A 21,941-nucleotide genomic window follows, 5' to 3' on the forward strand; every position below is an offset into this window, starting at 1 on the left:
CCCAGGTTGATCTTGGCGTGGGGGAAGACGATCATATCAACGGCGAAAGTACCTGTGGCACGATAGCCTCCATGCGCAATTCCTCATCCTTCTACCTTCGCTCTCCCAACGAACGAGCATGCAGACCTTTCTGGAGTTCGAGAAGCCCGTCCAGAACCTCATCGAGCAGATCGAGAAGCTGAAGGAAGTGGCGGACCAGGGTGGTGTGGACGTGAAGGCCAGCCTGAAGGACCTGGAGGAAAAGCTTGATGTTACCCGACGCGAGATCTACGCCAAACTGACGCCGTGGGAGCGGGTGCAGGTGAGTCGTCACCCCGACCGCCCCTACACCCTGAAGTATATCGAGGTCCTGTCCGCTGGTTCATTCGTCGAATTGCACGGTGACCGTACCGTGAAGGATGACAAGGCCATGGTGGGGGGGTTCGGTTCCATCGACGGCCGCACCGTGATGTTCGTCGGACAGCAGAAGGGCATCAACACCAAGATGCGCCAGTATCGCAACTTCGGCATGGCCAACCCGGAAGGCTACCGCAAGGCACTGCGGCTGATGAAGCTGGCCGAGAAGTTCGGCAAGCCGGTGGTCACCCTCATCGATACGCCCGGGGCCTATCCGGGATTGGAAGCCGAGGAGCGCGGACAGGGCGAAGCCATCGCACGCAACATCCTGGAGATGACCCAGCTGCGTGTGCCCATCATCTGCATCATCATCGGCGAGGGAGCCTCGGGCGGTGCTTTGGGCATTGGCGTTGGCGACAAAGTGCTGATGCAGGAGAACACCTGGTACAGCGTCATTTCGCCGGAATCCTGTTCCTCCATTCTCTGGCGCAGCTGGGACTACAAGGAGCAGGCCGCCAAGGCGTTGAAGCTTACCGCCACGGACATGCTCGCCAACAAACTCATTGACGGCATCATTCAGGAACCACCAGGCGGGGCGCATGCCGATCCGGAGATGGCCTGTCAGTTGGTGAAGACCGAAGTGGTGAAACACCTCAACAAACTGGTGAGGACCGACCCGGACAAGCTCGTAGAACGGCGCATGCGCAAGTTCTGCGACATGGGTGTGGTGCTGAAGGACCAGCCCAAGGCGGAGCGCAAGCGGTCTCGCGCCTGACCATCAGCGATTCAACAAGGGCAGCACCGCGCCGATCGGGTGCGGTGCGGATATGGTGCCGACCTGTTGGCCTGTTCCGGGGTCGATCAGATGGACCGTGGCGTCCTGTGCCGCATAGATCCTTCCCGTGGCTTCCTCAAAAGCGAGCCACGTGGCCGATATGCCCTGGGCCAGTGTCACCACCGTATTCGTGGGGTAATGGAAGCGCACCACCTTGTCCGGCAGGGCGATCGCCCAAGTATCACCGTTCAGGCGGGCCACGAATCGGATGCCGCCTTCGCTGAAGACGCGCATCTCGAACACGCCTCCCTGCATCACATCACGTTCTTGGATCACACCTTCGCCCGCGCGATCGCCGAAGACCAAGGCTGTGCTGGAAGTTCGCTTGTCCAAGTGCCGCACATCCAGGTCCAATGGATGCCATGCCAAGGGGATACCGCTCGTATAAGTGTAGCTGACCATGCGACGCTCCGGGAGACTGATGGCCTGCTCCGCCACCATCAACCGATCGCCTACCACGGCCGTGGCGATGCTCAGGAAGCCTGCTTGCGCCTGTGCCGTGAAGGTCTGGGAACCGCTGCCCAGAAAGCCGCGGATGAAACCGTCGTTGGTGCCGAAGTATACCCGGCCATCGGTGGGGTCCAGTCGCAGGTGCCGGAAAAAGGGCTGTGCAAGCGCATTCTGATTGGCCACCTGCCAATTGCCCGCACCACTCCATGTGGGCACACCCAGCATGGGGGCCGACTGGCCGCCAGCCAGGACCACATGGCGCGTATGGCCCACGGCGGTGCCGCCATTCACGTCGGCCATGGTCAGGAATGTGGACTGCCCCCCCAAGCTGTCGATGCGGGTGATGGTGGCCGGTGTGCCGCCGAAGGGCGTGGTCAGGAACACCGCCCTGAGCCGAAGCGGTGCGGCTTGCACGTTCACCGGCCGGAATGCGCTTCCGGTGTTCGTCTCATCATCCGCGCGTACGGTGAGTGTGTACATGCCCGACGTGATCCTTTCATCCAACACGGGAATATCCCGTTCTATCGTCGCCGAGCTTCCATCCACCGGCACCAGCACCGCGGGAGCCACAGGCACACCATTCACATCGGTGAGCGCCATCCACACGCTCTTCAAACCACGGTCATCCTCCACCCGCACGCGCACGGTCAATGTGTCCGGGATGGAAAGTGTGGTACCCGCCCCGGGCAGAAGTATGGTCACCTTGGGCGCGGTGGTGTCCAGGTCTTTCCTGCATGCCGCGACGGACAAGGCGCACAGCAGCAAGGTCATCCACCCCATACGCCACCACGACGTCACCCACACTTGTCCGTATGCGGAAAAGATCTTCACGATCGGATCGTTGATGCGGTGCTCATCAGTTATCCACAAGGTAGCGATCGCCGGTGGAGCGCGCGGCTAATTTCGCCACCCCGGCCCGGTACCAGGGCGCAGCGAACATCGGCGATCCGCCACCACGCGCTCCACCAGGCCGGTCCTGCGATACATGTCAGACCAACCCTACACCGCACCCGATCGCCGGCGCGGGACCACCCGCCGTCCCGTGGCCTCCCTACTGGAGACCGCCCAGGAGGCTGGCCGCCTTCCACCGCAGGCGCCCGACCTGGAAATGGCCGTGCTCGGCGCCATGATGCTCGAGCGCAACGCCGTGAACAAGGCGATCGAGATCCTGCAACCGGAGAGTTTCTACGTGGACGCCCACCAGCGCATCTACGCGGTGATCAAGGATCTCTTCGGCGCCGGCCAGCCCGTGGACATCCTCACGGTGACCGAGGCGCTCAAGGCGAAACATGAACTGGACCTGGTGGGTGGGCCGATCTACATCAGCCGCCTCACCAACCTGGTGGCCAGCAGCGCCAACGTGGAGTACCACGCGCGCATCATCAACCAGAAGCATATCCTGCGCGAGTTGATCCGCATCAGCGCGGAGACCATGCGCGACGCCTACGATGACGCCACGGACGTGTTCGACCTGATGGACAAGACCGAGAATGGTCTCTACCAGGTCACCAGCGGCAACCTCAAGCGCAACTACGAACCGATGAGCGCGCTGATCGGCCGCTCCATCGAGCAGATCGAGAACGCCAAGAACAAGACCGGCGGCATCAGTGGTGTGCCAACGGGTTTCGTTGGGCTGGACAAGCTCACCGCCGGATGGCAGCCCAGCGACATGGTCATCGTCGCCGCCAGGCCCGCCATGGGCAAGACCGCCTTCGTACTCAGCATGGCGCGCAACATCGCCGTGGAGCATGGCCGGGCCGTGGGTGTCTTCAGCCTGGAGATGAGCAGCACGCAGCTCGTCACGCGCCTCATCGCCAGTGAATCGGGGATCAGCTCGGAGAAGCTGCGCAAGGGCGAACTCAGCGATCAGGAGTTCGAGATCCTGCACAAGCACATCGCCCGGCTTGACAAGGCGCCGATCTACATCGACGACAGCGCCGGACTCAACATCTATGAGTTCCGCGCCAAGGCCCGCCGCCTCAAGAGTGAGCACAAGGTGGACCTGATCATCATCGATTACCTGCAGTTGATGACCTCCGGTACGGAGATCCGCGGCGGAAATCGTGAGCAGGAGATCAGCCAGATCAGCCGCAGCATCAAGAGCATCGCCAAGGAACTGGAGATCCCCATCATCGCCCTGAGCCAGCTGAGCCGCGCCGTGGAGACCCGTGGTGGCGACAAGCGGCCCATGCTCAGCGATCTGCGCGAATCGGGCGCCATCGAGCAGGACGCCGACCTGGTGTGTTTCCTCTACCGCCCGGAGTACTACAAGATCTACGAGGACCAGCATGGCAGCACGCTGGGCATCGGCGAGGTGATCGTGGCCAAGCACCGCAATGGCGCCGTGGACACCGTGCGCTTGCGATTCATCTCCGAACTGGCGAAATTCACGGATCTGGAGACCTTCGGCGCCGATCTCGGCGTTGGTGGCATGGGATCCGATGGGCCGGGAGGCGGCTTCCGTACCATTACCAGGCCCAGCAGAATGAACGATGACCCTGACGAAGACCAAAGCGCTCCTTTCTGACCTCCGCCGGGCGATCATCGTCCTGCTGTTGATGCTCGTTGGGCTGGGTGCCCAGGCCACCAAGCTGCTCATACCCATGGATGGCAGCCAGCGGGACCACCTCAAGGCCTATGGCATCGCCTATTGGGTCCTGCAGCGCGATCTGCCCGTGGAATGGCTGCTCAACTACCGGGGCGGCAGTTTTCTCATTGAGCATGTGCGTGCCGTTGAGCAGGAGTGTACCATTCGCGGCGTCACCTTCCAGGTGATCGCCGATGGGCAGGCGGCCGCCATCCTCAGCGAGATCGCCGACCCCGAGGTGAACATGGAGGTGGTGAGGCTGGAGAAGGCCCCGCGCATCGCTGTGTACGCACCGGAATCCTTCCAGCCCTGGGACGATGCGGTGGCCCTGGTGATGGAATACGCCGAGATCCCCTACGACCGTATCTACGATCCGCAGATCATCGCGGGTACATTGCCCATGTACGATTGGCTGCACCTGCACCATGAGGATTTCACCGGCCAGTATGGCAAATTCTACCGGGCCTACCGGAACGCGCCCTGGTACCAGGCCATGGTGCGCGAAGCCGAGGCCATGGCCGCCTCACTCGGGTATGCCAAGGTGAGCCAGATGAAACTCGCCGTGGCCTTGCGGATCCGCGATTATGTGGCCGGCGGCGGATACCTTTTCACCATGTGCAGCGGTACCGACTCCTACGACATCGCGCTGGCGGCCGAAGGCGTGGACATCTGCACAGCGGAGTTCGATGGCGACCCCATGGACCCGCAGGCCCAGCAGAAGCTGGACTACAACAAGACCTTCGCCTTCAAGGATTTCAAGCTCGTCACCGATCCCATGATCTACGAGTTCAGCGAAATCGACGCCACGGACATCCACGCCCGCATCGGACAGCCGCGCGATTTCTTCACCCTGTTCGATTTCAGCGCCAAGTGGGACATCGTGCCCACCATGCTGTGCCAGAGCCACGAGCAGGTCGTGCGTGGCTTCATGGGCCAGACCACCGCTTTCCGCAAGGACCTGGTGAAGCCCGGTGTCACCGTCATGGGCGAGAACAAGGCCCACGGCACCGTGAAATACATCCACGGCGAATACGGCCTGGGGCAATGGACCTTCTATGGCGGCCACGATCCGGAGGACTACCAGCATATGGTGGGCGATCCGCCGACCGACCTCAGCCTCCATCCCAACTCGGCGGGTTACCGGCTCATTCTGAACAACATCCTCTTCCCCGCCGCGCGCAAGAAGAAGCAGAAGACCTGAACACCAGGGCGGCCGTGGTTACCTTGGCCGCCTCCAAGGAGCACGCATGGACCTCAGCAAGATCATCACCATTGCCGGCAAGTCCGGTCTTTTCCGCATCGTGGCCCAAGGCCGCCAGGCGCTCATCGTGGAATCCCTCACCGACGGCAAGCGCCTGCCCGTGCCCCTCTCCGTGCCGGTCAGTGCGTTGGAGGAGATCAGCATGTACACCAAGGGTGATGATGTGCCGGTGGGCGAGGTGCTCCGCAAGCTTTACGAGCTGGAAGGTGGCAAGGCGTCGCTGGACCCCAAGGAGGACGAGGCGAAGCTCTTCGCGAAGCTGGGTGAGGTGCTGCCGGACCATGACCGTGAGCGCATCTATGGCAGTGATGTCCGCAAGTTCTTCCTGTGGTATGGTCAACTGCTGAAGGCCGGGGATCTCGCCAGGAAGGAAGAGGAGGAGAAAGCCGAGAAGGAGAAGGAAAAGGAAAAGGGTGCGAAGGCCGCCGGCACGTCCGCCAAGGACGCCAAACCCAAGAAGGCCGGACCCGCGAAGGCGGCGCGCACCACCGCGCCCAAGCCTGCGGGCACGAGCAAGGCCAAGGCCACCACCATGCGCAAGTCCGCGCAACGGGGCAGCTGAGGCGAAGCAACCCGCACTTCAGGGATCCCACGGCTCGCGGTGGGAATGGCGACCACCACGGCGGAGCATCTCACCCCGTGCCCCCCGTAACTTGCGGCACCTGCGTTCGGAACCCATGAGCATGTCCTTCCTCCAGCGTCCTCGTGCCCTCATCATCGCCGTCCTGTCGGGCGCCATTCTCCTGCTGGCCGCGTGGGCCGATGGGCGGCTGCCCAAGGCCAGTGCCTACCACAGCGACCGCGAAATGGCCATCTTCAAGGGCGGAGGCGGCCTGGCCAGCGGTTCGAACAACTTCTTCATGGCCAGCGGCGAATGCTACGGTTGCCATGGCCCGGACATCATGAACAACTACGCCAGCGTGGACGCCGATGGCAACGACGTGAATGTGATGGACGACTGGCGCAGCACCATGATGGCCAACAGCGCACGCGACCCCTTCTGGCGCGCCAAGGTGAGCCATGAGGTGGCCGTGAACCCGGCGCACCAGACCGCCTTGGAGGACAAATGCACTTCCTGCCATGCGCCCATGGGCCGCTACGACCATTTCTACTCCGGCACGGGCCCCTACGGCATCTCCCAGCTCATCTGGGATCCCGTGGCGCAGGACGGCGTATCCTGCCTCGCCTGCCACATGCAGGGTCCGGACAGCCTGGGCCTGCTCTTCTCCGGCGAGTTGCGTTTCGATACCAACCGTGTGGTCTATGGCCCCTATGACAATGTCTTCGGCTCGCCGATGACCTCCTTCGTGGGCTACACCCCGCTATTTGGTGCGCACATCAACGATGCCGGCCTGTGTGCTGGCTGCCACACCCTCATCACCGAAACGGCCGACCTGCAGGGCAACCCCACGGGCGATCATTTCGTGGAGCAGGCCACCTACCACGAGTGGATCAATTCCGTCTTCGATACCAACAGCGACCCAGAGGGTGGCGTCTCCTGTCAGGGTTGCCACGTACCGCGCATCGACGATGCCGTGGTGATCTCGGCCAATTACCTCTTCCTGCAAGGGCATAGTCCATTTGGCCTGCACCATTTCGCCGGCGCCAACACCTTCATGCTGGAACTGCTGAAGAACAACATCACCGCGCTGGGCCTTACCGCCACGCCGGAGCAGTTCGACAGCACCATCGCACGCACGGACCGCCTGCTGAAACAGAACACCCTGCTGATGGATGTATCCGTGACGGAGCGCGATCTGGATACGGCCTTCATCGCCGTGAAACTCACCAACCTCGCCGGCCACAAGTTTCCCAGCGGTTATCCCGCACGGCGTGCCTTCATCGAACTGACGGTTCGCGATGCGGGCGGCAATGTGATGTTCCAGAGCGGAGGATGGGATCCGCAATACGAGGTGATCGGCCACGACGACGATTGGGAGCCGCACCACGATGTGATACGCGCACCGCAACAGGCGCAGATCTATGAGATGGTGATGGGCGACGTGAACGGCGACAAGACCACCGTGCTGGAGCGCGCGAAGTTCCCTTTGAAGGACAATCGCCTGCCACCGCTCGGTTTCACCACCACCCACCCGAGCTACGACACCACGCTCATCGCCGGGGTGCCGGCCGGGGATGTCGACTTCAACCGCTTCGAGAATGGGGTGGAGGGAAGCGGTACGGACATCACCCACTACCACGTGCCCATGAACGGCCATTCGGGCCTGATCGAGATCGAGGCGCGTGTCTGGTACCAGGCCGCGCCGCCGCGCTGGATGGAGGAGATGTTCGCGTACAGCACCCCGGAGATCGACACCTTCCGCGCCATGTACGAAGCGGCCGACGGCACCCCGGTGCTGATCAAGGAAACCGCCATCACCGATCTGAGCGTGGGCATCGACGATCTGCGGGAACTCGGCGTGCGCATCTTCCCCAACCCCGTGCGCGATGGTCTGCTGCGCATCGAAGGCATCGGGGCGCGTGTACAGGCGATCGAAGTGTATGACCTGCGCGGCGCCTCCGTGGCCAAGCTGGTACCCGCTGGCGAGAAGTCCTGGACCGTGCGCCTGCCGCGCGTGGCCGCCACCTATGTGGTGGTGGTGCGCACCGCCGGCCGCGACTTCGTGGAACGGGTGGTCGCTTTCTGATGGCCGCGGCCTCCAGCCACGAGGACTACCTTTGGGTGATGCGCAAGATCCTATCGCTTCTGTTCGCCCTGCCGCTCGCCGCCCAGGCGCAGCATCCCGTGGTGGAGTCGATCCTCGACGCCCTCAGCATCGACTCCATGATGCATTACGTGGAACAACTCTCGGGCGAAACACCGGTGGACATCGGCAACGGGCCGGAGCTGATCGTGAGCCGGCACAAGTTCGCACCGGGCAACATCATCGCCGAGCAATGGCTGGCCCTGAAGCTGGCCGGGTTCGGCTATGAGCCCATCGAGCAATCCTTCAGCACCACGGGCAGGAACATCCTCGCGTGGAAGGAGGGCACCACACATCCTGACGAGTACTACATCCTATGCGCGCACTTCGATGCCATGCCGGGTGGCATGCTGGCCGCCCCTGCGGCGGATGACGATGGCAGCGGCTGTGGGGCCGTGCTGGAGGCCGCCCGTGTGCTGCGCGACATCGAATTCGAGTACTCGATCCTCTTCGCCTTCTGGGACGAGGAGGAGCAGGGCCTGGTGGGCAGTGCCTTCCACGCCGCCGGTCTCGCGGCCAATGACGCTCCCCTGCGGGGCGTGGTGAACATGGACGCGATCGCCTACGACGGCAATGGCGACACCAAGGCCCGGATCCACACGCGGCCCATCGCGCAATCGTTCCAGCTCTCGGACATGGTCTTCACCGTACGCGCCGACTACGACATCGACCTGGACCTCATCCTCACCAACCCCGGCGCCACTTACAGCGACCATGCCTCTTTCTGGAATGAGGGCTACAGCGCCATACTGGTGATCGAGGAGTTCGGTGCCGATGGCAATCCGTACTACCACACGATCAACGACAAGGTGGAACACTTCGACGTGCCCTACTATGAGAAACTCGCGAAGCTTTCCATCGCCACGCTGGCCACACTGGCCGTGCCGGTCGGTGGCCCGCAGTACGTGGCCGATGTGGCCGGTCCGGCCGCCGCGCTCTATGCCTTCCCGAATCCGACGGAAGGCGATGCCACCTTGTGGCTTGAACTTCCCGAGGCGACCCGTGTGGACCTGGTCCTGCTCGATGCCATGGGCCGGGAGGTCGCGCGGCCGCATGCCGGACAGCTTCCAGCAGGCAAGCACAGCTTCACTTTGCCGCTCGGCGGACTATCCGCAGGAACCTATCAAATTGTGGCCCGTGCAGGCCAACAGGCTCCCATGGCGCTGCGCCTGTTGCGCGTGCCGAACTGATCAGGACTTGCGGAAGGGGCGTGTGATCACAGCGCCGTCCGTGCCGATCAAGCGCAGGAAGTAGGCGCCGACAGGAAGTCCTTGAAGTCCGATCCCAACGCGGTCCACACCGGCGATCGATCGTTCCATCACGCGCTGGCCTTCCAGGTTGTAGACCTCCATGGACCGTAACGTGGGCGAGGTCCATTCCACAAAGAGGAGATCCGAGGCAGGGATCGGATAGACCTGGATCGAGGGCGCGACCGTGATTTCCGACACCGTGGTCGATGGCACCACCACGATCTGTCCATTCTGCGTGGCCGAGTGGCCCTGGCTGGTACAGTGGTAGTTGTAGGTGCCCGGTAGGGTGAAGGTGAAGCTGAAGGTCCAGTTGCCAAAGTTCGGATCGCCGGAATTGAAACTTTCCGGATTGCCGGGAAAAAGTGTGGTGCTTCCGTTCACGTTGTGGGTGCCACTCACATTGGTCCAGACCACTTCGTCGCCTTCGTCGATGACCAGGTTCTGCGGGTTGTAGAATGGCAGGGCCCCACCGCTGAGGCTGCCGCCAACTTGCACATTCCAAGTGGTCTGAGTGTAGGCGGCGAAATGGATCAGAAGGGAGAGAATGCTGAGCTGGCGCATATGGTGGTGGTTCGATCGGCGATGATAGGTCACTCAGGGGGATATGTCACGCCCCATGCGGCGCCATCCCCGGTATCCTGTGCCATCAACGCATGAAGAGCATCCTTTGATCGATGTGGCGGAGCACTTTTTCCATCAGGTGCAGCCGGTCCTTGCCACGCACGTTGTGGCCGTGGCCGGGGTAGGCGAAGTAATCCAGCTGCACGCCCGCGTCCACACAGGCTTTGATGAGGCTGAGCGAATGCTGGGGAAGTACCACGTCGTCGCGCACGCCGGAGATCAACAGCAGATCGTCCTGCAACTGCCCGGCCAGCGGTGGCAAGGCGGTGGCGGCGTAACCCTCTGGGTTCTCCTCGGGTGTGTCCATGTAGCGCTCGGTGTACATCACTTCATAGAGCGTCCAGTCCATCACCGGGCCGCCGGCCACACCCACCTTGAAGCGGCCGGGATGACGCAGGAGCATGGCGGTGGTCATGTGGCCACCATAGCTCCAGCCATGCACGGCGATGCGCTCAGGGTCCACGAAAGGCTGCTTCTCCAACCAGGCCACGCCATGCATCTGGTCCTTCACTTCGGTGATCCCCAGCTGCCGGTGTATGGCCTGCTCGAAGTCGCGGCCGCGGTCGGCGCTGCCATGGCCGTCCAGGGTCCACACGATGTAGCCGCGCTCGGCGGCCTCCAGCATCCACAGCGGCGCCGCGCCCAGGAAGCTGTTGCCCACGAGCCGCACATGCGGGCCATTGTACACGTAGATGAGCACAGGATATCTGTTGCGCGGCTGGAAATGGCTGGGCTTGATGAGGCGTGCGTTGAGCATCGCACCGTTCTCCCCCGGTATCGTGAGCGATTCCACCGTGCCGACGACATGGTCCTTCAAGGGATCGGGCGCGTCCAGCAGGTTCTTCATCACCTCGCCGGTGCGCGCGTCGCGGATCACGGTGCGGCCCGGGATCGTCAGGCTGCTCCATTGGTCAATGAGGTATCGCCCATCACTGCTGAGTTGTCCGCGGTGCGTGCCGGGTTCGTTGGTGAGCCGTTGCGTTTTGCCACTGAGCAGGTCCACCCGGTAGAGGTGTGTCTCCATGGCGCCCTTCGGGTCCATCGGATCGATCTCACCGGTGCCGCTCACCCACGCGGTGCTCTCCTTCGGGTCCAAGCCCAACACGTCTTTCACCACCCAGCGTCCACGCGTGAGCTGCCGCACGGCACCGCGCTGTACATGGCGCAGGTACAGGTGCCACCAGCCATCGCTCTGGCTCCACCACAGGTAGTGGCCAGCGCGTCCCTCCAGGAAATGCCCGGGATGTTGCGGTTCCAGATACTTCTTGTCCTGCTCGTTGTGCAGCGTGGCCAGGGCATCGCCAGTGGTGGCGTCATAGCGCACCAGACGCAGGTTCTCGGTCTTGCGGTCCAGATGCGTCACATGCACATGTCGGCCGTCGGGGCTCCAGCTGATGTTGGTGAGGTAGTCGTCCGGTGCGCCCGCATGCTTGAGGAACACGGTGCGGCCGCTGCGCACATCGTGCACGCCCACGGATACGTGGTGGCTGGTCTGTCCCGCCATGGGGTAACGCAGGGGCGTGAAGGTGCTGGGCTTTGTGGCTAGATCCTCCAGTTGGTAGAGCGCCACCATGCTTTCGTCCATGCGGTAGAAGGCGATGCGCTCACCCCCGGGTGCCCAGAAGGTGCCTTTGGTGATGCCATATTCCTCGCGGTGCACGCTGCGGCCGTTCACGATGCCGTCCGTGCCATCATGCGTCACACGCCGCGTTTCGCCGCCCGGGAATGCGATGTGCATGTCCTCGCCCAGGGTGAAGGCCACGCGCCCGCTGCGCTCCTCGGTGTCCAAGCGTTCCGCGCCCTCTGGGAGTACAAGGCGCTTTTCCAGATCGCCTTTGCCGCGGTCGAAGACGTGCACACCGTTGCGGTGCATGAAGCGGAAACGATCGGCGCTTTCCCATTCCACGGCGGGGATCGCGCGCAGCTTCACGGTATCATCCAGCGCGGCGTTCAGCGTTGCCAGGTCCACGATGGTCTCGTCCATGCGCTTGCCGATGAAGCCGGCCTTCAGCGCATCGCCGTCCACGAAGCTGTAGCTGTCGGCATCCTTGATCCATTGCAGACCCTTGATGCGTTGGGGAGCGAGATCGGTCCCCGCCTTGAGGATCGCGTCGCGCAGGGTGAGTTGTTGCTGCGCGGCGATGGGCAGCGACACCAGCAGGGTGGCGGTCGCGAGGAGAAGCTTGATGCAACGTGACATGGTCCGGAGGTGTGGACCACGAAGATGCGCCAACGCGCTCAATGCGGGTCGCTGTGCGCGGGGTCGAGCAGGAAGGACATGTCCGTGAGCGTATGCAGGAAGGCCACCAGGTCGGCGCGGTCCTGCATGCTCAGGTTCACCAGCCCCTCCACCCAGGGGAACATGTGGTTGTCCAGATTCGGCGAGGCCAGCTGCACATCCTCGGCATAGAAATGCACCACCTCCTCCAGCGTGGCGAAGCGGCCATCGTGCATGTAGGGCGCGGTGTACGCGATGTTGCGCAGGGTGGGGGTCTTGAACGCGCCGATCTGCCAGCTGATGCCGGTGACACCCCCCATACCGGGGTCGGTATGCACCAGGTCAAGTCCGTTGTTGCGCAGGCCGTGGTCGGCGAAGAGGGGTGGTTTGTGGCAGTCGATGCAATGGCCGGTGCGGAAGAAGACCTCCATGCCGCGCTGCTCGGCTTCGGTCATCACCAGGCTGTCACCGCCGTAGTAGAACCGGTCGAAACGGCTGTTGAAGCTCACCAGGGTGCGTTCGAACTGCGCGATGGCCTGTACGATGCGCACGCTGTCGATGTCGGCCGTGCCGAAGGCTTTGCGGAACAATTCCGGATATTCCGGATGGACCCGCAGCCGTGCTTCCACCTCGGGCCAGGTGTTGCGCATCTCGGCGGGGTCGGTCACCGGTAGGAAGGCCTGATGTTCCAGTGAGTGCGCGCGGCCGTCCCAGAAGAAGTGCTCATCCCAGGCCAGGTTGATGACGGCCATGGCGTTGCGTGTGCCCACGCTGCCGTCGGTCCCCACCGAGAAGGTGAGTGGGTCGCTGAAGGCGTTCGCCTGCAGGTGGCAGCTGGCGCAGCTCATGGTATGGTTGTCCGAGAGCGCCTTCTCATGGAACAACCGCCGGCCCAGTTCCACGCCCTCCACGGTCATGGGGTTGTTGCCGGGAAGGTGTGGCGGGTACAGGCTGTCATGCACCCAGGCGGGCAGTTGCATGGTGTACGGGGTGGGGCCGCTCCAGTGGTCGCCTGGCGGCCAGGCCGGGTCGCGGCGGCAGGCGATCGCCACCACCAGCAGCAAGGCCAGTGCAAGGAGGGTCTTCTTGGGTTGCGGCATCAGCGCGAATTTCGGTGAAAGTCGTGTCGGCCGCACGGCCTCATCGTCCTCATTCTTGTGGTCCGAAGCGCGGGTCCGCTAGAAAAGCTTCGTCGGTGAGGGTGCGCAGGAAGGCCACCAGGTCGGAACGATCCTGCCTGGTGAGCAGCACTTGTCCCTTGACCCAGGGCTCCATATGGGCGTCCAGCGTGGCGGCATCGGTGCTAACGCCGGTGGCATAGAATTCCACCACCTCTTCCAGCGTGGCGAAGCGGCCGTCGTGCATGTATGGTGCCGTCACGGCCAGGTTGCGCAGGCTGGGGGTTTTGAAGCGTCCCATGTGCCAGGCGATGCCGGTGCGTGCGCCCAGTCCATTGTCCACTGGTTCGGTCTCCAGGCCGATGTTCACCACACGGCCATCGGTGAATCGCGGCGGTGTGTGGCAGTCGATGCAGTGTCCCTTGCCGCTGAAGACCTGCCAACCGCGCTGCTCCTGATCATCCAGCGCATCGGCCATGCCCGCGTAGCGCCATTGATCGAAACGGCTGCCGAAGCTCAGCAAGGTGCGCTCGAATTGCGCCAAGGCGTAAGCCACATGCAGGCTGTCCACCAACGGGCTTCCGAAGGCGCGCAGGAACAGGGCCGGGTACGCCGGATGCGCTTGCAAGCGCGCCACCACCGTGCGCCAGTCGCTGTTCATCTCCTGGTGCGCCGTCACCGGCTCGAAGGCCTGCAGTTCCAGGCTCAGCGCGCGGGCATCCCAGAAGAAGTAATGGTCCCAGGCCAGGTTTAACAGCGGCATGCTGTTGCGCTCATTGCCGTAGGCCGTGGGGAAGTTGCGCGCATCGCTGAAGGCCTGCTTTTGCTGGTGGCAGCTGGCGCAGGATAGTGTGCCATCGCCGCTCAGCAGGGGCTCATGGAACAACCGTCGGCCCAATGCCACACCTTCCACGGTGAGGGGGTTGTCGTAGGGCAGGTTCAGGGGATGCGCCGTATCCAGTGCCCAGGCAGGGATGGTCAACTCCAGCCGTGTGGGACCGTGCGGTTCGGATGTGCCCACCAGTTGCCGCGATCGGCCGCAGGCCAGGGCCAGCAGCAGCAGGGCGATCGTCAGTGGCGCGATGCGGGGCATGGGTCCGAAAGGCACCAGACAAAGGTCGGGGAGGGGGTTGTTGCCAAGTCATGGTCCCAAAGCCACGTTCAACCGAAAACTGACAACCGGAAATGGCCCACTAGACCACATTCACCTCCCGCTCCAGCTCCACCCCGAATCGCCCACGCACGCTGCGCAGTACCTGCTCACTCAGGTCGTAGATGTCCGAGCCGGAAGCGCCGCCGTGGTTCACCAGCACCAGCGCCTGTCGGTCGTGTACGCCGTGGCCGTTGAGGCGCCGCCCCTTCCAGCCACACTGTTCTATCAGCCAGCCCGCCGCCAGTTTCACCTGGCCTTCGCCGGCCGGATAGGCGGGCATGTTCGGATGGTCCTGTTTGATCCTCTCCGCCATGGACGCGGGCACCACCGGGTTCTTGAAGAAGCTGCCCGCGTTGCCGATCACCGCGGGGTCGGGCAGCTTGCTGCGGCGTATGGCGATCACCGCATCACTTACGTCCTTGATCGTCGGCTCGGTCACGCCCATGCGCGCCAACTCGGCCTGGATGTCGCCGTAGTCCGTCCGTAGCTCGTGGCCGCGCCGGCGCAGTTCCAGCGTCACGCCCATGATCACGAAACGGTCGCGGCCTTCGCGTTTGAAGAAACTCTCGCGGTAGCCGAAGGCGCAATCGTCGCGCTTGAAGTGGACCAGCTCGCCATCCTCGATGCGCAGCGCGTCCAAGGACATGAACACATCCTTCAGTTCCACGCCATAGGCGCCGATGTTCTGCATGGGTGCGGCGCCCGTCCTGCCGGGGATCAGGCTCAGGTTCTCGATGCCGCCCCAGCCCTGCGCCACGCAATGTTCCACCAGTTCGTGCCAGACCACACCAGCGCCCACATGCACCTGCACCACATCCTCGGTCATCGCGGCCACGGCAATGCCGGGCACCTCGTTCAGCAGCACCGCGCCGCGGAAGTCGCGCGTGAAGAGCACGTTGCTGCCGCCGCCGAGCACCATGCGTGGCATGCCTTGCAGTTCGGGCATGGCCAGCAGCGTGCGCAGTTCGTTCGCATCGCGAAAGCGCGCCAGGTATTCCGCTCGCGCATCGATGCCGAAGGTGTTCAACGCGCGTAGGCTCGCGTGGCGGTGCAGCTGCATGGTGGGGCAAGTTTACCGGGTGTGCTGGTAGTGCGTGCGGAAGGCTGTGCTCCGGTTGTACACAGGCCATGGCTGATGTGACGGGCCTGCCTGTCAGGCAGACAGGCCGTTGGTGGAACGCGCGGTGAAGGTGACGCGGTAATTGATGGGTGCGAAGGGGCCGTGAAGTGTTCAGCGTTCATTGTTCAACGCGCTGCGCTGATCGGCCGTTCCGCGAGCGATGGCGAAACGTGCATCGCACGGTTCGGACTTATGGACAGATCATACTATCTGCGGAATTCCACGCTACATTCGTTCATCATGAACGCGTGGCCTGAGCATATCTTCTTCGCTCCGCAGAGCCGTTGGGCCGCTGGACCGCTGGACCGCTGGACCGCTGGACCGCTGGACCGCTGGACCGCTGGACCGCTGGACCGCTGGACCGCTGGACCGCTGGACCGCTGGACCGCTGGACCGCTGGACCGCTGGACCGCTGGACCGCTGGACCGCTGGACCGCTGGACCGCTGGACCGCTGGACCGCTGGACCGCTGGACCGCTGGACCGCTGGACCGCTGGACCGCTGGACCGCTGGACCGCTGGACCGCTGGACCGCTGGACCGCTGATCTTCCAACACCACAAGGTAGCGGCGACCATCCTCCGCGCCTAAGCAAGGGCGCACCGTCTTTCCACACGCGCTGTGCGATAACGATCACCACCGTTGGTGACCGGATCACGCTGCGTACCAGGCAGCGCTTGCGACGGCCCCGGCCCGAAGGCCGCAGCGCCTGAGGACCGGGGTACCCAACCGACACACGCTGCTGAAGCAAATGCCTGCGGCATGCAGGCAGTAAGCAGCGCAACGCCCACCGATGGCGGTCTTTATCTTGGGTGCTGAGGCGCACGCCCGAACGTACGGCGGCACTGAAAGACAACAAGGGCAGAGGACCGGACCGATAACGCATCAACACGAACGAACGATGCTTCACCACAGGATGAACGGCGGGTGGCGGCCAAAGGCCGCGAGGCTTGCAAGCTGCTGGATGCTGTTCATCGTGCCTCGGTTTGCCGATGCTCAGAACTTAATCCTTAACGGGAGCTTTGAGGAATCCGACACATGTGCGGTGCAATTGGGTTTTTGGCCCAATGGGAAACCAACTCACTGGGAACCTGTTTCTGAGACCCCGGATTACTTTCGTTCTTGCGTACCCTATGGTTCAGTCAATGGGGTTCCATTGAATACAGTCGGGTTTCAGTACCCGCAAGAGGGAGGATCTTACTCCGGTTTGTTTGCCTATTTGGTGGACGATCACCGTGAGATGATCGGATCGGAGCTGCTATCGCCATTGACGGTTGGTCAGACCTATTACGCAAGCTTCTGGGTCAACGCGGCATACGGTGGACCACAGCAAACGGGAAGTGCATGCAACAACATCGGCATGCTTTTCACCATGGACATGGTCCCTTGGGTGATGGGTATGCCGCAGATCACGCTGCGCAACCATGCACATGTGTACACCCAGCAAGTGGTTTCAGACACAACTGGCTGGACCTTGGTCAGCGGCAGCTTCGTGGCCGACAGCGCTTACCGGTATGTGGTTATCGGGAACCACTTCAGCAATGCCAATACCGCTGTACAGGTCATCGGGCCCGGCAACCCCAACAAGGCTTACGTGTATGTTGATGCCGCATGTCTCTCCACAGACCCGGAAGCTTGCCCCATGTGGACCTCGGTTCAGGAGAATTTGATGGAGGAGATCAGCCTGTGGCCCAATCCGGCCAGTGATCGGCTGTTGATCGGCTGGGGCAGCATGCCGGTTCAACGGGTATCGCTGCTGGACGCTTTGGGCCGTTTGGTGCTTGATCGAGAGGTATGGGGGAGCAATGAGGTGGTGCTGGCAACGCGTGAGTATCCTGCTGGGCTTTACCATGTGTTGCTTGAAGGTGCTGGTGTGAAGCGATCTGGAAAGTTCGTCGTGGTGCATTGAGTATCGTCCGGTCGTTTTGGTTGAACTACAGAACGAACAACGATGAGAACGAAGCAAATTCTACTGGCAGGCTGCATGCTGCTTGCCATGAACGGGGCGTTGGCCCAACCATGGGACCAAGGTGGAAACAACATCATTGCGAGCACTGACTACTTGGGCTGCGATGGCTCAAGCACCATCCCCCTGCACCTGCGCACGATCCCCCACTTGCCGATCCACTTCAGCACCAGCGATACGCTGCGGATGCGGATCAACCCCTACTTGCCCAGTGTGGATGTTGGCGAGGAATGGCCCGGCCAGAACCTATCGGGGTTTGTCGGCATCGGGGACTTCAGCACCACGGTGGTGAACAGGCCCGTATCGCTGCTGCATCTGGACCACAAGGGAGGCGTGCTGGTAGGCTGGCGCCCCTGGATGCGCACTGGCACGCTGTGTACCCTGGGTTCCGATCTGATGTACGTGGGTACCAAGCAGGAAGCGCCGGACCGGGTGGATGCGGTGATCGGCTGGGCTGATAACCTGGAGGATGTTTCGGCTTTCGGTCCGGATGCTCTCCGCTTCATCTTCACCCGGGCGCCATACCTGACCGGCACCGCTGCGGATACCAATGGCCTGGAGATCGCGCGGATGATCCCCGACACCAGCGGCAATGAAGGCTTCCTCGGCCTCGGCGATTATTTCAACGCGGGGTTGCAACCCGATGAGCGACTGGACCTGCTGGAGCGCACCATCCGCTTGCGTCGCCTGGTACCGGACTACCAAAGCGACTCCTTGGACATGGTGGTGGTGACCGACTCTACCGGCCGCTTGCATTGGCGCCCGTTGAACACCATGGCGTTCGAGAACTGCGCTTGGACGCTGCAAGGCCCGCCGGGTTCCAATGCGCATATTTCAACCGCATACCAGGGCAATCCGGGCTGCCCCCAAGAGGACAAAGGAGTGGGGATCGGCATGGTGGACCCGAAGTTCAAGTTGCACGTCATGCACGACTTCGCGGAATCGAACAACTTCCTAGGAGGCATCCTCTCGGACTACTTCGCACAAAGTACCCAGGGGACGGCCATCCGTGGAACGGTGCAGACCCCGCCCATGGTCGAGACCTTGAACATTCAACCATTGACAGGCGTGCATGGAGAGGCTTCCGGCTCAAGGAACTCCACTGGTTTACTGGGCACGGCTTTCAGAGCCAACTGGGGGCCGATGAATACCGCAGTGCTTTATGGTGTGCGCGGTGAATCCAACGGCCATGGCCTGGCTTCCCGTAGCATCGGTGTATATGGCCGAGGATCGGGAGCGACTTTTTCGGCCAACAACTGGGGTGCGTACTTCGAAGGGCGCGGCTTTCTGGGCGCGGCAGCATGGACCTACTCCGACGCGAACCTGAAGACCGGCATCGAATAGCTGGCCTTGGAGGAGGCGCTGGACCTGGTGCTGCAACTGAAGCCCAAACGCTATGCCTTCGCCACACAAGAGATGCCTTACCTCTCCCTGCCCACGGGCGGGCAGATCGGTCTGCTCTCGTAAGAGGTGGAAGTCATCCTGCCGGAACTGGTCATGGACGTGGAACGCCCTGCGGCGATCGACAGCACGGGCACGGATACCGAACCGGCACTGACCTTCAAGGCCATAAATTATGATGGGCTGATCCCCGTGCTGGTGGGCGCCGTGCAAGCGCAACAACAGGTCATCGCACAACTTCAGGAACAGATGGCCGCCATGCAAGAGCAAGTGGCCGCCTGCTGCGCCCAGGACACCGACAAGTCCTACCAGCCCGGGCCGATGGATGGCCACGGCCAGGTGAAGCAGGACCCCGCGCTGGAGCGCTTGCTGCGCATCGACCCCAACCCCTTCAACGATGCCACCACCGTGCGCTACACGCTGGAACGCGCGGGCCGCGTGCAACTGCTGGTGAACAGCGGCGACGGCAAGCAACTCCAGGTCTTGCATGAGCGCCTGGCCTCCGCAGGCGATCACCACTACGATTGGCACACCGCGCACCTGGCGCCGGGGGTGTACTACGTGACGCTGTTGCTGGACGGCGAACCGCTGGTGAAGCGGGCGGTGAAGGTGCGGTAGGTACCTGCCTTTCACGGCGAACGGCCCGGCACATGATGTCGGGCCGTTCCTTTGCCCCATGCCCCGCGCCATCGTTTGCGTCACCAACGACCTCGGCACCGACAACCGGGTACACCGCACCTGCACCGTGTTGCAGGAGTTGGGCTACGAAGTGCTGCTGGTGGGCCGCAAATTGCCGGGAAGTATGTGGCTGGAGCGCCCCTACGACACGCGGCGCATGCGGCTGCTGTTCCGGAAGGGGCCGTTGTTCTACGGGGAATATGCCAAGCGCCTCTTCCTGCTGCTGCTCTTCGCGCGCTGCCAATTGATCGTGGCCAACGACCTGGACACCCTGCTGCCCTGCTGGCTGGTGGCCCGGTTGCGGGGCAAGCGGATCGTGTACGACAGCCACGAGTTCTTCACCGAAGTGCCTGAACTCTTCCGCCCCGATGGCCGGCCGCGCTTCGCCCGCAAGGTCTGGCTGGTCATGGAGCGCTGGATCTTCCCCAGTCTGCGCCACGTGATCACCGTGAACGACAGCATCGCACGGGCCTACGAGCTGCGCTATGGGGTGCGGCCGGCCGTGGTGCGCAACATCCCCATGCCGCGCGAGCTGGGGCCGCTGCCCGTGCGTGGAACGATGGGGTTGCCGGAGGACCGCTTCATGCTGGTGTTGCAGGGCAGTGGCATCAACGTGGACCGGGGTGGTGAGGAGGCCGTGCTGGCCATGCGCGAACTGCCCGGCGCACTTTTGCTGTTGATCGGCGGGGGCGATGCCTGGCCCGTGCTGGAACGCCTGGTGAAGGAGCATGGCCTGCAGGACCGTGTGCGCCTGCTGCCCCGCATGCCCTACGAAGAGATGATGCGTTACACCCGCAACGCCGATCTGGGCCTATCGCTGGACAAGGACGGCCACCTGAACTACCGCTACAGCCTGCCCAACAAGCTCTTCGACTATTTCCGGGCCGGCATCCCCGCGTTGGTGACCGACCTGCCGGAAGTGGCCGGCATCGTGCGGAAGTACGAAGCGGGCATCGTGATCGGCCGGCCCGATCCCGCGCTGATCGCTAGCGAGGTGCGCGCCCTGATGGCCGATCCCGCACGGCAGGAGGCCCTGCGTGAAAAGGCTATTTTCGCGGCCGCCTCGCTGGACGGGGTCCAGGAAATGGGGACGCTGCGGGCGTTCCTGAGCGCCCTTGGCTGAACAGCACCTGCATATCGTCAGCTTCGACGTGCCCGCGCCGCCCAATTATGGCGGGGTGATCGATGTCTTCTACAAGGCCAGGGCGCTCGCGGAACTGGGCGTGAAGGTGCATTTGCATTGCTTCCAGTACGGACGCCCCAAGGCCAAGGAGTTGGAGCGCTTCTGCCACAAGGTGTACTACTACTCCCGCAAGCTGGGCAAGCTGCAGCTTTTCAGCAACCTGCCCTACGTGGTGGTGAGCCGGCGCAGCGAATCGCTGATGGACCGCCTGCTGAAGGACGACCACCCCATCCTGTTCGAGGGCCTGCACTGCTGCCACCACCTGGGCGATCCGCGCCTGGCGGGCCGCCGCCGCTTGGTGCGCGCACACAACGTGGAGCACGACTACTACGCCGCGCTGGCCAAGGCCGCCAGCAGCGGCTTTCGCCGCACCTATTTCATCAACGAGGCCCGCAAGCTGCAACGCTTCGAGCCCGTGCTCAGCGAGGCACACCACATACTGGCCATCTCACCCAAGGACCAGCGCTATTTCGACGCGCACTTCCACAACGTGACGCATGTGCCGGCCTTCCACGCCAGCGACAAGGTGAGCGTGCCGGATGGACTTGGCCGATTCGCCTTCTACCACGGCGCGCTTGGCGTGCCCGAGAACGACCAGGCCGCGCTATTCCTGGTGCGCAAGGTCTTCAAGGACCTGGACGCGAAGCTGGTGATCGCCGGCAGCGATGCCAGCCCCGAACTGCGCCGCGCCGTGGCCCGATGCCCCAACGTGGACCTGCGTGAGGACATCGGCACCGAGGAGATCCACCGGCTGGTGCGCGAGGCGCAGGTGAACGTGCTGCCCACCTTCCAGGCCACGGGCATCAAGCTGAAGCTGCTGCTCTGCCTCTTCACCGGCCGCCACGTGGTTTGCAACACGCCCATGGTGGAAGGCACCGGCCTGGAGGAACTCTGCCACGTGCACGACGACCCCGGCGGCATGCGCATGAGCATCCTGGCCTGCATGGCCAAACCCGCCAACGGACAGGCGCTGGAGGCGCGGGTGCGTGTGCTGGAAGAGCGCTTCAGCAACCGGCGCAACGCGGAGACGATCGTGGGGCTGTTGGAGAGTGGCAAGTAGCG

19 protein-coding genes (1 of these 19 cut by a window edge) are annotated in these 21,941 nt (G+C 63.1%); 12 read left to right on the top strand and 7 right to left on the bottom strand.

Annotated features, from left to right (window positions below; all coding sequences use genetic code 11):
* Positions 1 to 35 carry the 5' end (the start) of a 4-(cytidine 5'-diphospho)-2-C-methyl-D-erythritol kinase gene (gene ispE, locus KIT10_15265; GenBank protein ID MCW5900619.1) on the bottom strand. Its footprint begins 790 nt before the window's first position, so 35 of the gene's 825 nt are visible here — the first part of the coding sequence; its start codon is at positions 33 to 35; its stop codon lies off the left edge, out of view.
* Between the two features lie 83 nt (positions 36 to 118).
* On the opposite strand from ispE, the gene KIT10_15270 reads away from it, so the two are divergent.
* A complete protein-coding gene (locus KIT10_15270; protein MCW5900620.1) occupies positions 119 to 1,111 on the top strand; it encodes an acetyl-CoA carboxylase carboxyltransferase subunit alpha in 993 nt (330 codons plus the stop codon).
* Positions 1,112 to 1,114: 3 nt separating this feature from the next.
* Here the strand turns inward: KIT10_15270 and KIT10_15275 are convergent, their stop codons facing one another.
* Positions 1,115 to 2,371 carry a hypothetical protein gene (locus KIT10_15275; GenBank protein ID MCW5900621.1) on the bottom strand — a complete coding sequence of 419 codons (1,257 nt, stop codon included), beginning with the start codon at positions 2,369 to 2,371 and terminating at the stop codon, positions 1,115 to 1,117.
* Between the two features lie 235 nt (positions 2,372 to 2,606).
* Between KIT10_15275 and dnaB the strand changes: the two genes are divergently transcribed.
* The 5 genes from dnaB (at position 2,607) to KIT10_15300 (ending at position 9,364) form a co-directional block, all read left to right on the top strand.
* Positions 2,607 to 4,148 carry a replicative DNA helicase gene (gene dnaB, locus KIT10_15280; GenBank protein MCW5900622.1) on the top strand — a complete coding sequence of 514 codons (1,542 nt, stop codon included), beginning with the start codon at positions 2,607 to 2,609 and terminating at the stop codon, positions 4,146 to 4,148.
* Positions 4,114 to 5,409 (top strand): asparagine synthetase B, encoded by a 1,296-nt coding sequence (locus KIT10_15285; protein MCW5900623.1) that lies wholly within the window; start codon positions 4,114 to 4,116, stop codon positions 5,407 to 5,409. The genes dnaB and KIT10_15285 overlap by 35 nt, the downstream gene beginning before the upstream one ends.
* Positions 5,410 to 5,455: 46 nt before the next feature.
* Positions 5,456 to 6,031 (top strand): DUF5606 domain-containing protein, encoded by a 576-nt coding sequence (locus KIT10_15290; protein ID MCW5900624.1) that lies wholly within the window; start codon positions 5,456 to 5,458, stop codon positions 6,029 to 6,031.
* Between the two features lie 121 nt (positions 6,032 to 6,152).
* Positions 6,153 to 8,117 (top strand): T9SS type A sorting domain-containing protein, encoded by a 1,965-nt coding sequence (locus tag KIT10_15295; protein MCW5900625.1) that lies wholly within the window; start codon positions 6,153 to 6,155, stop codon positions 8,115 to 8,117.
* A 38-nt stretch (positions 8,118 to 8,155) separates the two neighbouring features.
* Positions 8,156 to 9,364: a M28 family peptidase gene (locus tag KIT10_15300; GenBank protein ID MCW5900626.1), complete on the top strand. Its 1,209-nt coding sequence runs from the start codon at positions 8,156 to 8,158 to the stop codon at positions 9,362 to 9,364.
* Here KIT10_15300 and KIT10_15305 read toward each other — a convergent pair whose 3' ends face one another.
* The 5 genes from KIT10_15305 to murB all read right to left on the bottom strand — a co-directional run bounded on the left by KIT10_15305 (position 9,365) and on the right by murB (position 15,594).
* A complete protein-coding gene (locus KIT10_15305; GenBank protein MCW5900627.1) occupies positions 9,365 to 9,985 on the bottom strand; it encodes a T9SS type A sorting domain-containing protein in 621 nt (206 codons plus the stop codon). It abuts the gene before it with no gap.
* A gap of 85 nt (positions 9,986 to 10,070) precedes the next feature.
* Positions 10,071 to 12,245: a DPP IV N-terminal domain-containing protein gene (locus KIT10_15310; GenBank protein ID MCW5900628.1), complete on the bottom strand. Its 2,175-nt coding sequence runs from the start codon at positions 12,243 to 12,245 to the stop codon at positions 10,071 to 10,073.
* A gap of 38 nt (positions 12,246 to 12,283) precedes the next feature.
* A complete protein-coding gene (locus KIT10_15315; protein ID MCW5900629.1) occupies positions 12,284 to 13,363 on the bottom strand; it encodes a c-type cytochrome in 1,080 nt (359 codons plus the stop codon).
* A 49-nt stretch (positions 13,364 to 13,412) separates the two neighbouring features.
* Positions 13,413 to 14,474, bottom strand: a complete 1,062-nt coding sequence (locus KIT10_15320; GenBank protein MCW5900630.1) for a cytochrome-c peroxidase — start codon at positions 14,472 to 14,474, stop codon at positions 13,413 to 13,415.
* Between the two features lie 100 nt (positions 14,475 to 14,574).
* A complete protein-coding gene (gene murB, locus KIT10_15325; protein MCW5900631.1) occupies positions 14,575 to 15,594 on the bottom strand; it encodes a UDP-N-acetylmuramate dehydrogenase in 1,020 nt (339 codons plus the stop codon).
* Between the two features lie 300 nt (positions 15,595 to 15,894).
* Between murB and KIT10_15330 the strand changes: the two genes are divergently transcribed.
* The 6 genes from KIT10_15330 (at position 15,895) to KIT10_15355 (ending at position 21,939) form a co-directional block, all read left to right on the top strand.
* Positions 15,895 to 16,242 carry a hypothetical protein gene (locus tag KIT10_15330; GenBank protein MCW5900632.1) on the top strand — a complete coding sequence of 116 codons (348 nt, stop codon included), beginning with the start codon at positions 15,895 to 15,897 and terminating at the stop codon, positions 16,240 to 16,242.
* 373 nt (positions 16,243 to 16,615) lie between these two features.
* Complete coding sequence (locus KIT10_15335) at positions 16,616 to 17,560, top strand: T9SS type A sorting domain-containing protein (protein ID MCW5900633.1); 945 nt, start codon at positions 16,616 to 16,618, stop codon at positions 17,558 to 17,560.
* Positions 17,561 to 17,602: 42 nt separating this feature from the next.
* Positions 17,603 to 18,961 (top strand): hypothetical protein, encoded by a 1,359-nt coding sequence (locus tag KIT10_15340; GenBank protein ID MCW5900634.1) that lies wholly within the window; start codon positions 17,603 to 17,605, stop codon positions 18,959 to 18,961.
* A 126-nt stretch (positions 18,962 to 19,087) separates the two neighbouring features.
* The gene (locus KIT10_15345) at positions 19,088 to 19,636 is read left to right on the top strand and encodes a hypothetical protein (GenBank protein ID MCW5900635.1); all 549 of its coding nucleotides are present in this window, start codon (positions 19,088 to 19,090) and stop codon (positions 19,634 to 19,636) included.
* Positions 19,637 to 19,694: 58 nt separating this feature from the next.
* Positions 19,695 to 20,819 carry a glycosyltransferase family 4 protein gene (locus KIT10_15350; GenBank protein MCW5900636.1) on the top strand — a complete coding sequence of 375 codons (1,125 nt, stop codon included), beginning with the start codon at positions 19,695 to 19,697 and terminating at the stop codon, positions 20,817 to 20,819.
* Positions 20,812 to 21,939, top strand: coding sequence for a glycosyltransferase (locus KIT10_15355; GenBank protein ID MCW5900637.1), 1,128 nt, complete (start codon positions 20,812 to 20,814; stop codon positions 21,937 to 21,939). The genes KIT10_15350 and KIT10_15355 overlap by 8 nt, the downstream gene beginning before the upstream one ends.
* The last annotated feature ends 2 nt before the right edge of the window (positions 21,940 to 21,941 follow it).

The sequence above is a fragment of the Flavobacteriales bacterium genome, assembly GCA_026129465.1.
Lineage (GTDB): Bacteria > Bacteroidota > Bacteroidia > Flavobacteriales_F > PHOS-HE28 > PHOS-HE28.

Coding starts and splice junctions, on each gene's coding strand:
- KIT10_15270 (MCW5900620.1), top strand. CDS start 119: ATGCAGACCTTTCTGGAGTTCGAGAAGCCCGTCCAGAACCTCATCGAG.
- KIT10_15330 (MCW5900632.1), top strand. CDS start 15,895: ATGAACGCGTGGCCTGAGCATATCTTCTTCGCTCCGCAGAGCCGTTGG.
- murB (MCW5900631.1), bottom strand. CDS start 15,594: ATGCAGCTGCACCGCCACGCGAGCCTACGCGCGTTGAACACCTTCGGC.
- dnaB (MCW5900622.1), top strand. CDS start 2,607: ATGTCAGACCAACCCTACACCGCACCCGATCGCCGGCGCGGGACCACC.
- KIT10_15295 (MCW5900625.1), top strand. CDS start 6,153: ATGTCCTTCCTCCAGCGTCCTCGTGCCCTCATCATCGCCGTCCTGTCG.
- KIT10_15320 (MCW5900630.1), bottom strand. CDS start 14,474: ATGCCCCGCATCGCGCCACTGACGATCGCCCTGCTGCTGCTGGCCCTG.
- KIT10_15300 (MCW5900626.1), top strand. CDS start 8,156: ATGCGCAAGATCCTATCGCTTCTGTTCGCCCTGCCGCTCGCCGCCCAG.
- KIT10_15335 (MCW5900633.1), top strand. CDS start 16,616: ATGCTGTTCATCGTGCCTCGGTTTGCCGATGCTCAGAACTTAATCCTT.
- KIT10_15290 (MCW5900624.1), top strand. CDS start 5,456: ATGGACCTCAGCAAGATCATCACCATTGCCGGCAAGTCCGGTCTTTTC.
- KIT10_15350 (MCW5900636.1), top strand. CDS start 19,695: ATGCCCCGCGCCATCGTTTGCGTCACCAACGACCTCGGCACCGACAAC.
- KIT10_15285 (MCW5900623.1), top strand. CDS start 4,114: ATGACCCTGACGAAGACCAAAGCGCTCCTTTCTGACCTCCGCCGGGCG.
- KIT10_15340 (MCW5900634.1), top strand. CDS start 17,603: ATGAGAACGAAGCAAATTCTACTGGCAGGCTGCATGCTGCTTGCCATG.
- KIT10_15315 (MCW5900629.1), bottom strand. CDS start 13,363: ATGCCGCAACCCAAGAAGACCCTCCTTGCACTGGCCTTGCTGCTGGTG.
- KIT10_15305 (MCW5900627.1), bottom strand. CDS start 9,985: ATGCGCCAGCTCAGCATTCTCTCCCTTCTGATCCATTTCGCCGCCTAC.
- KIT10_15310 (MCW5900628.1), bottom strand. CDS start 12,245: ATGTCACGTTGCATCAAGCTTCTCCTCGCGACCGCCACCCTGCTGGTG.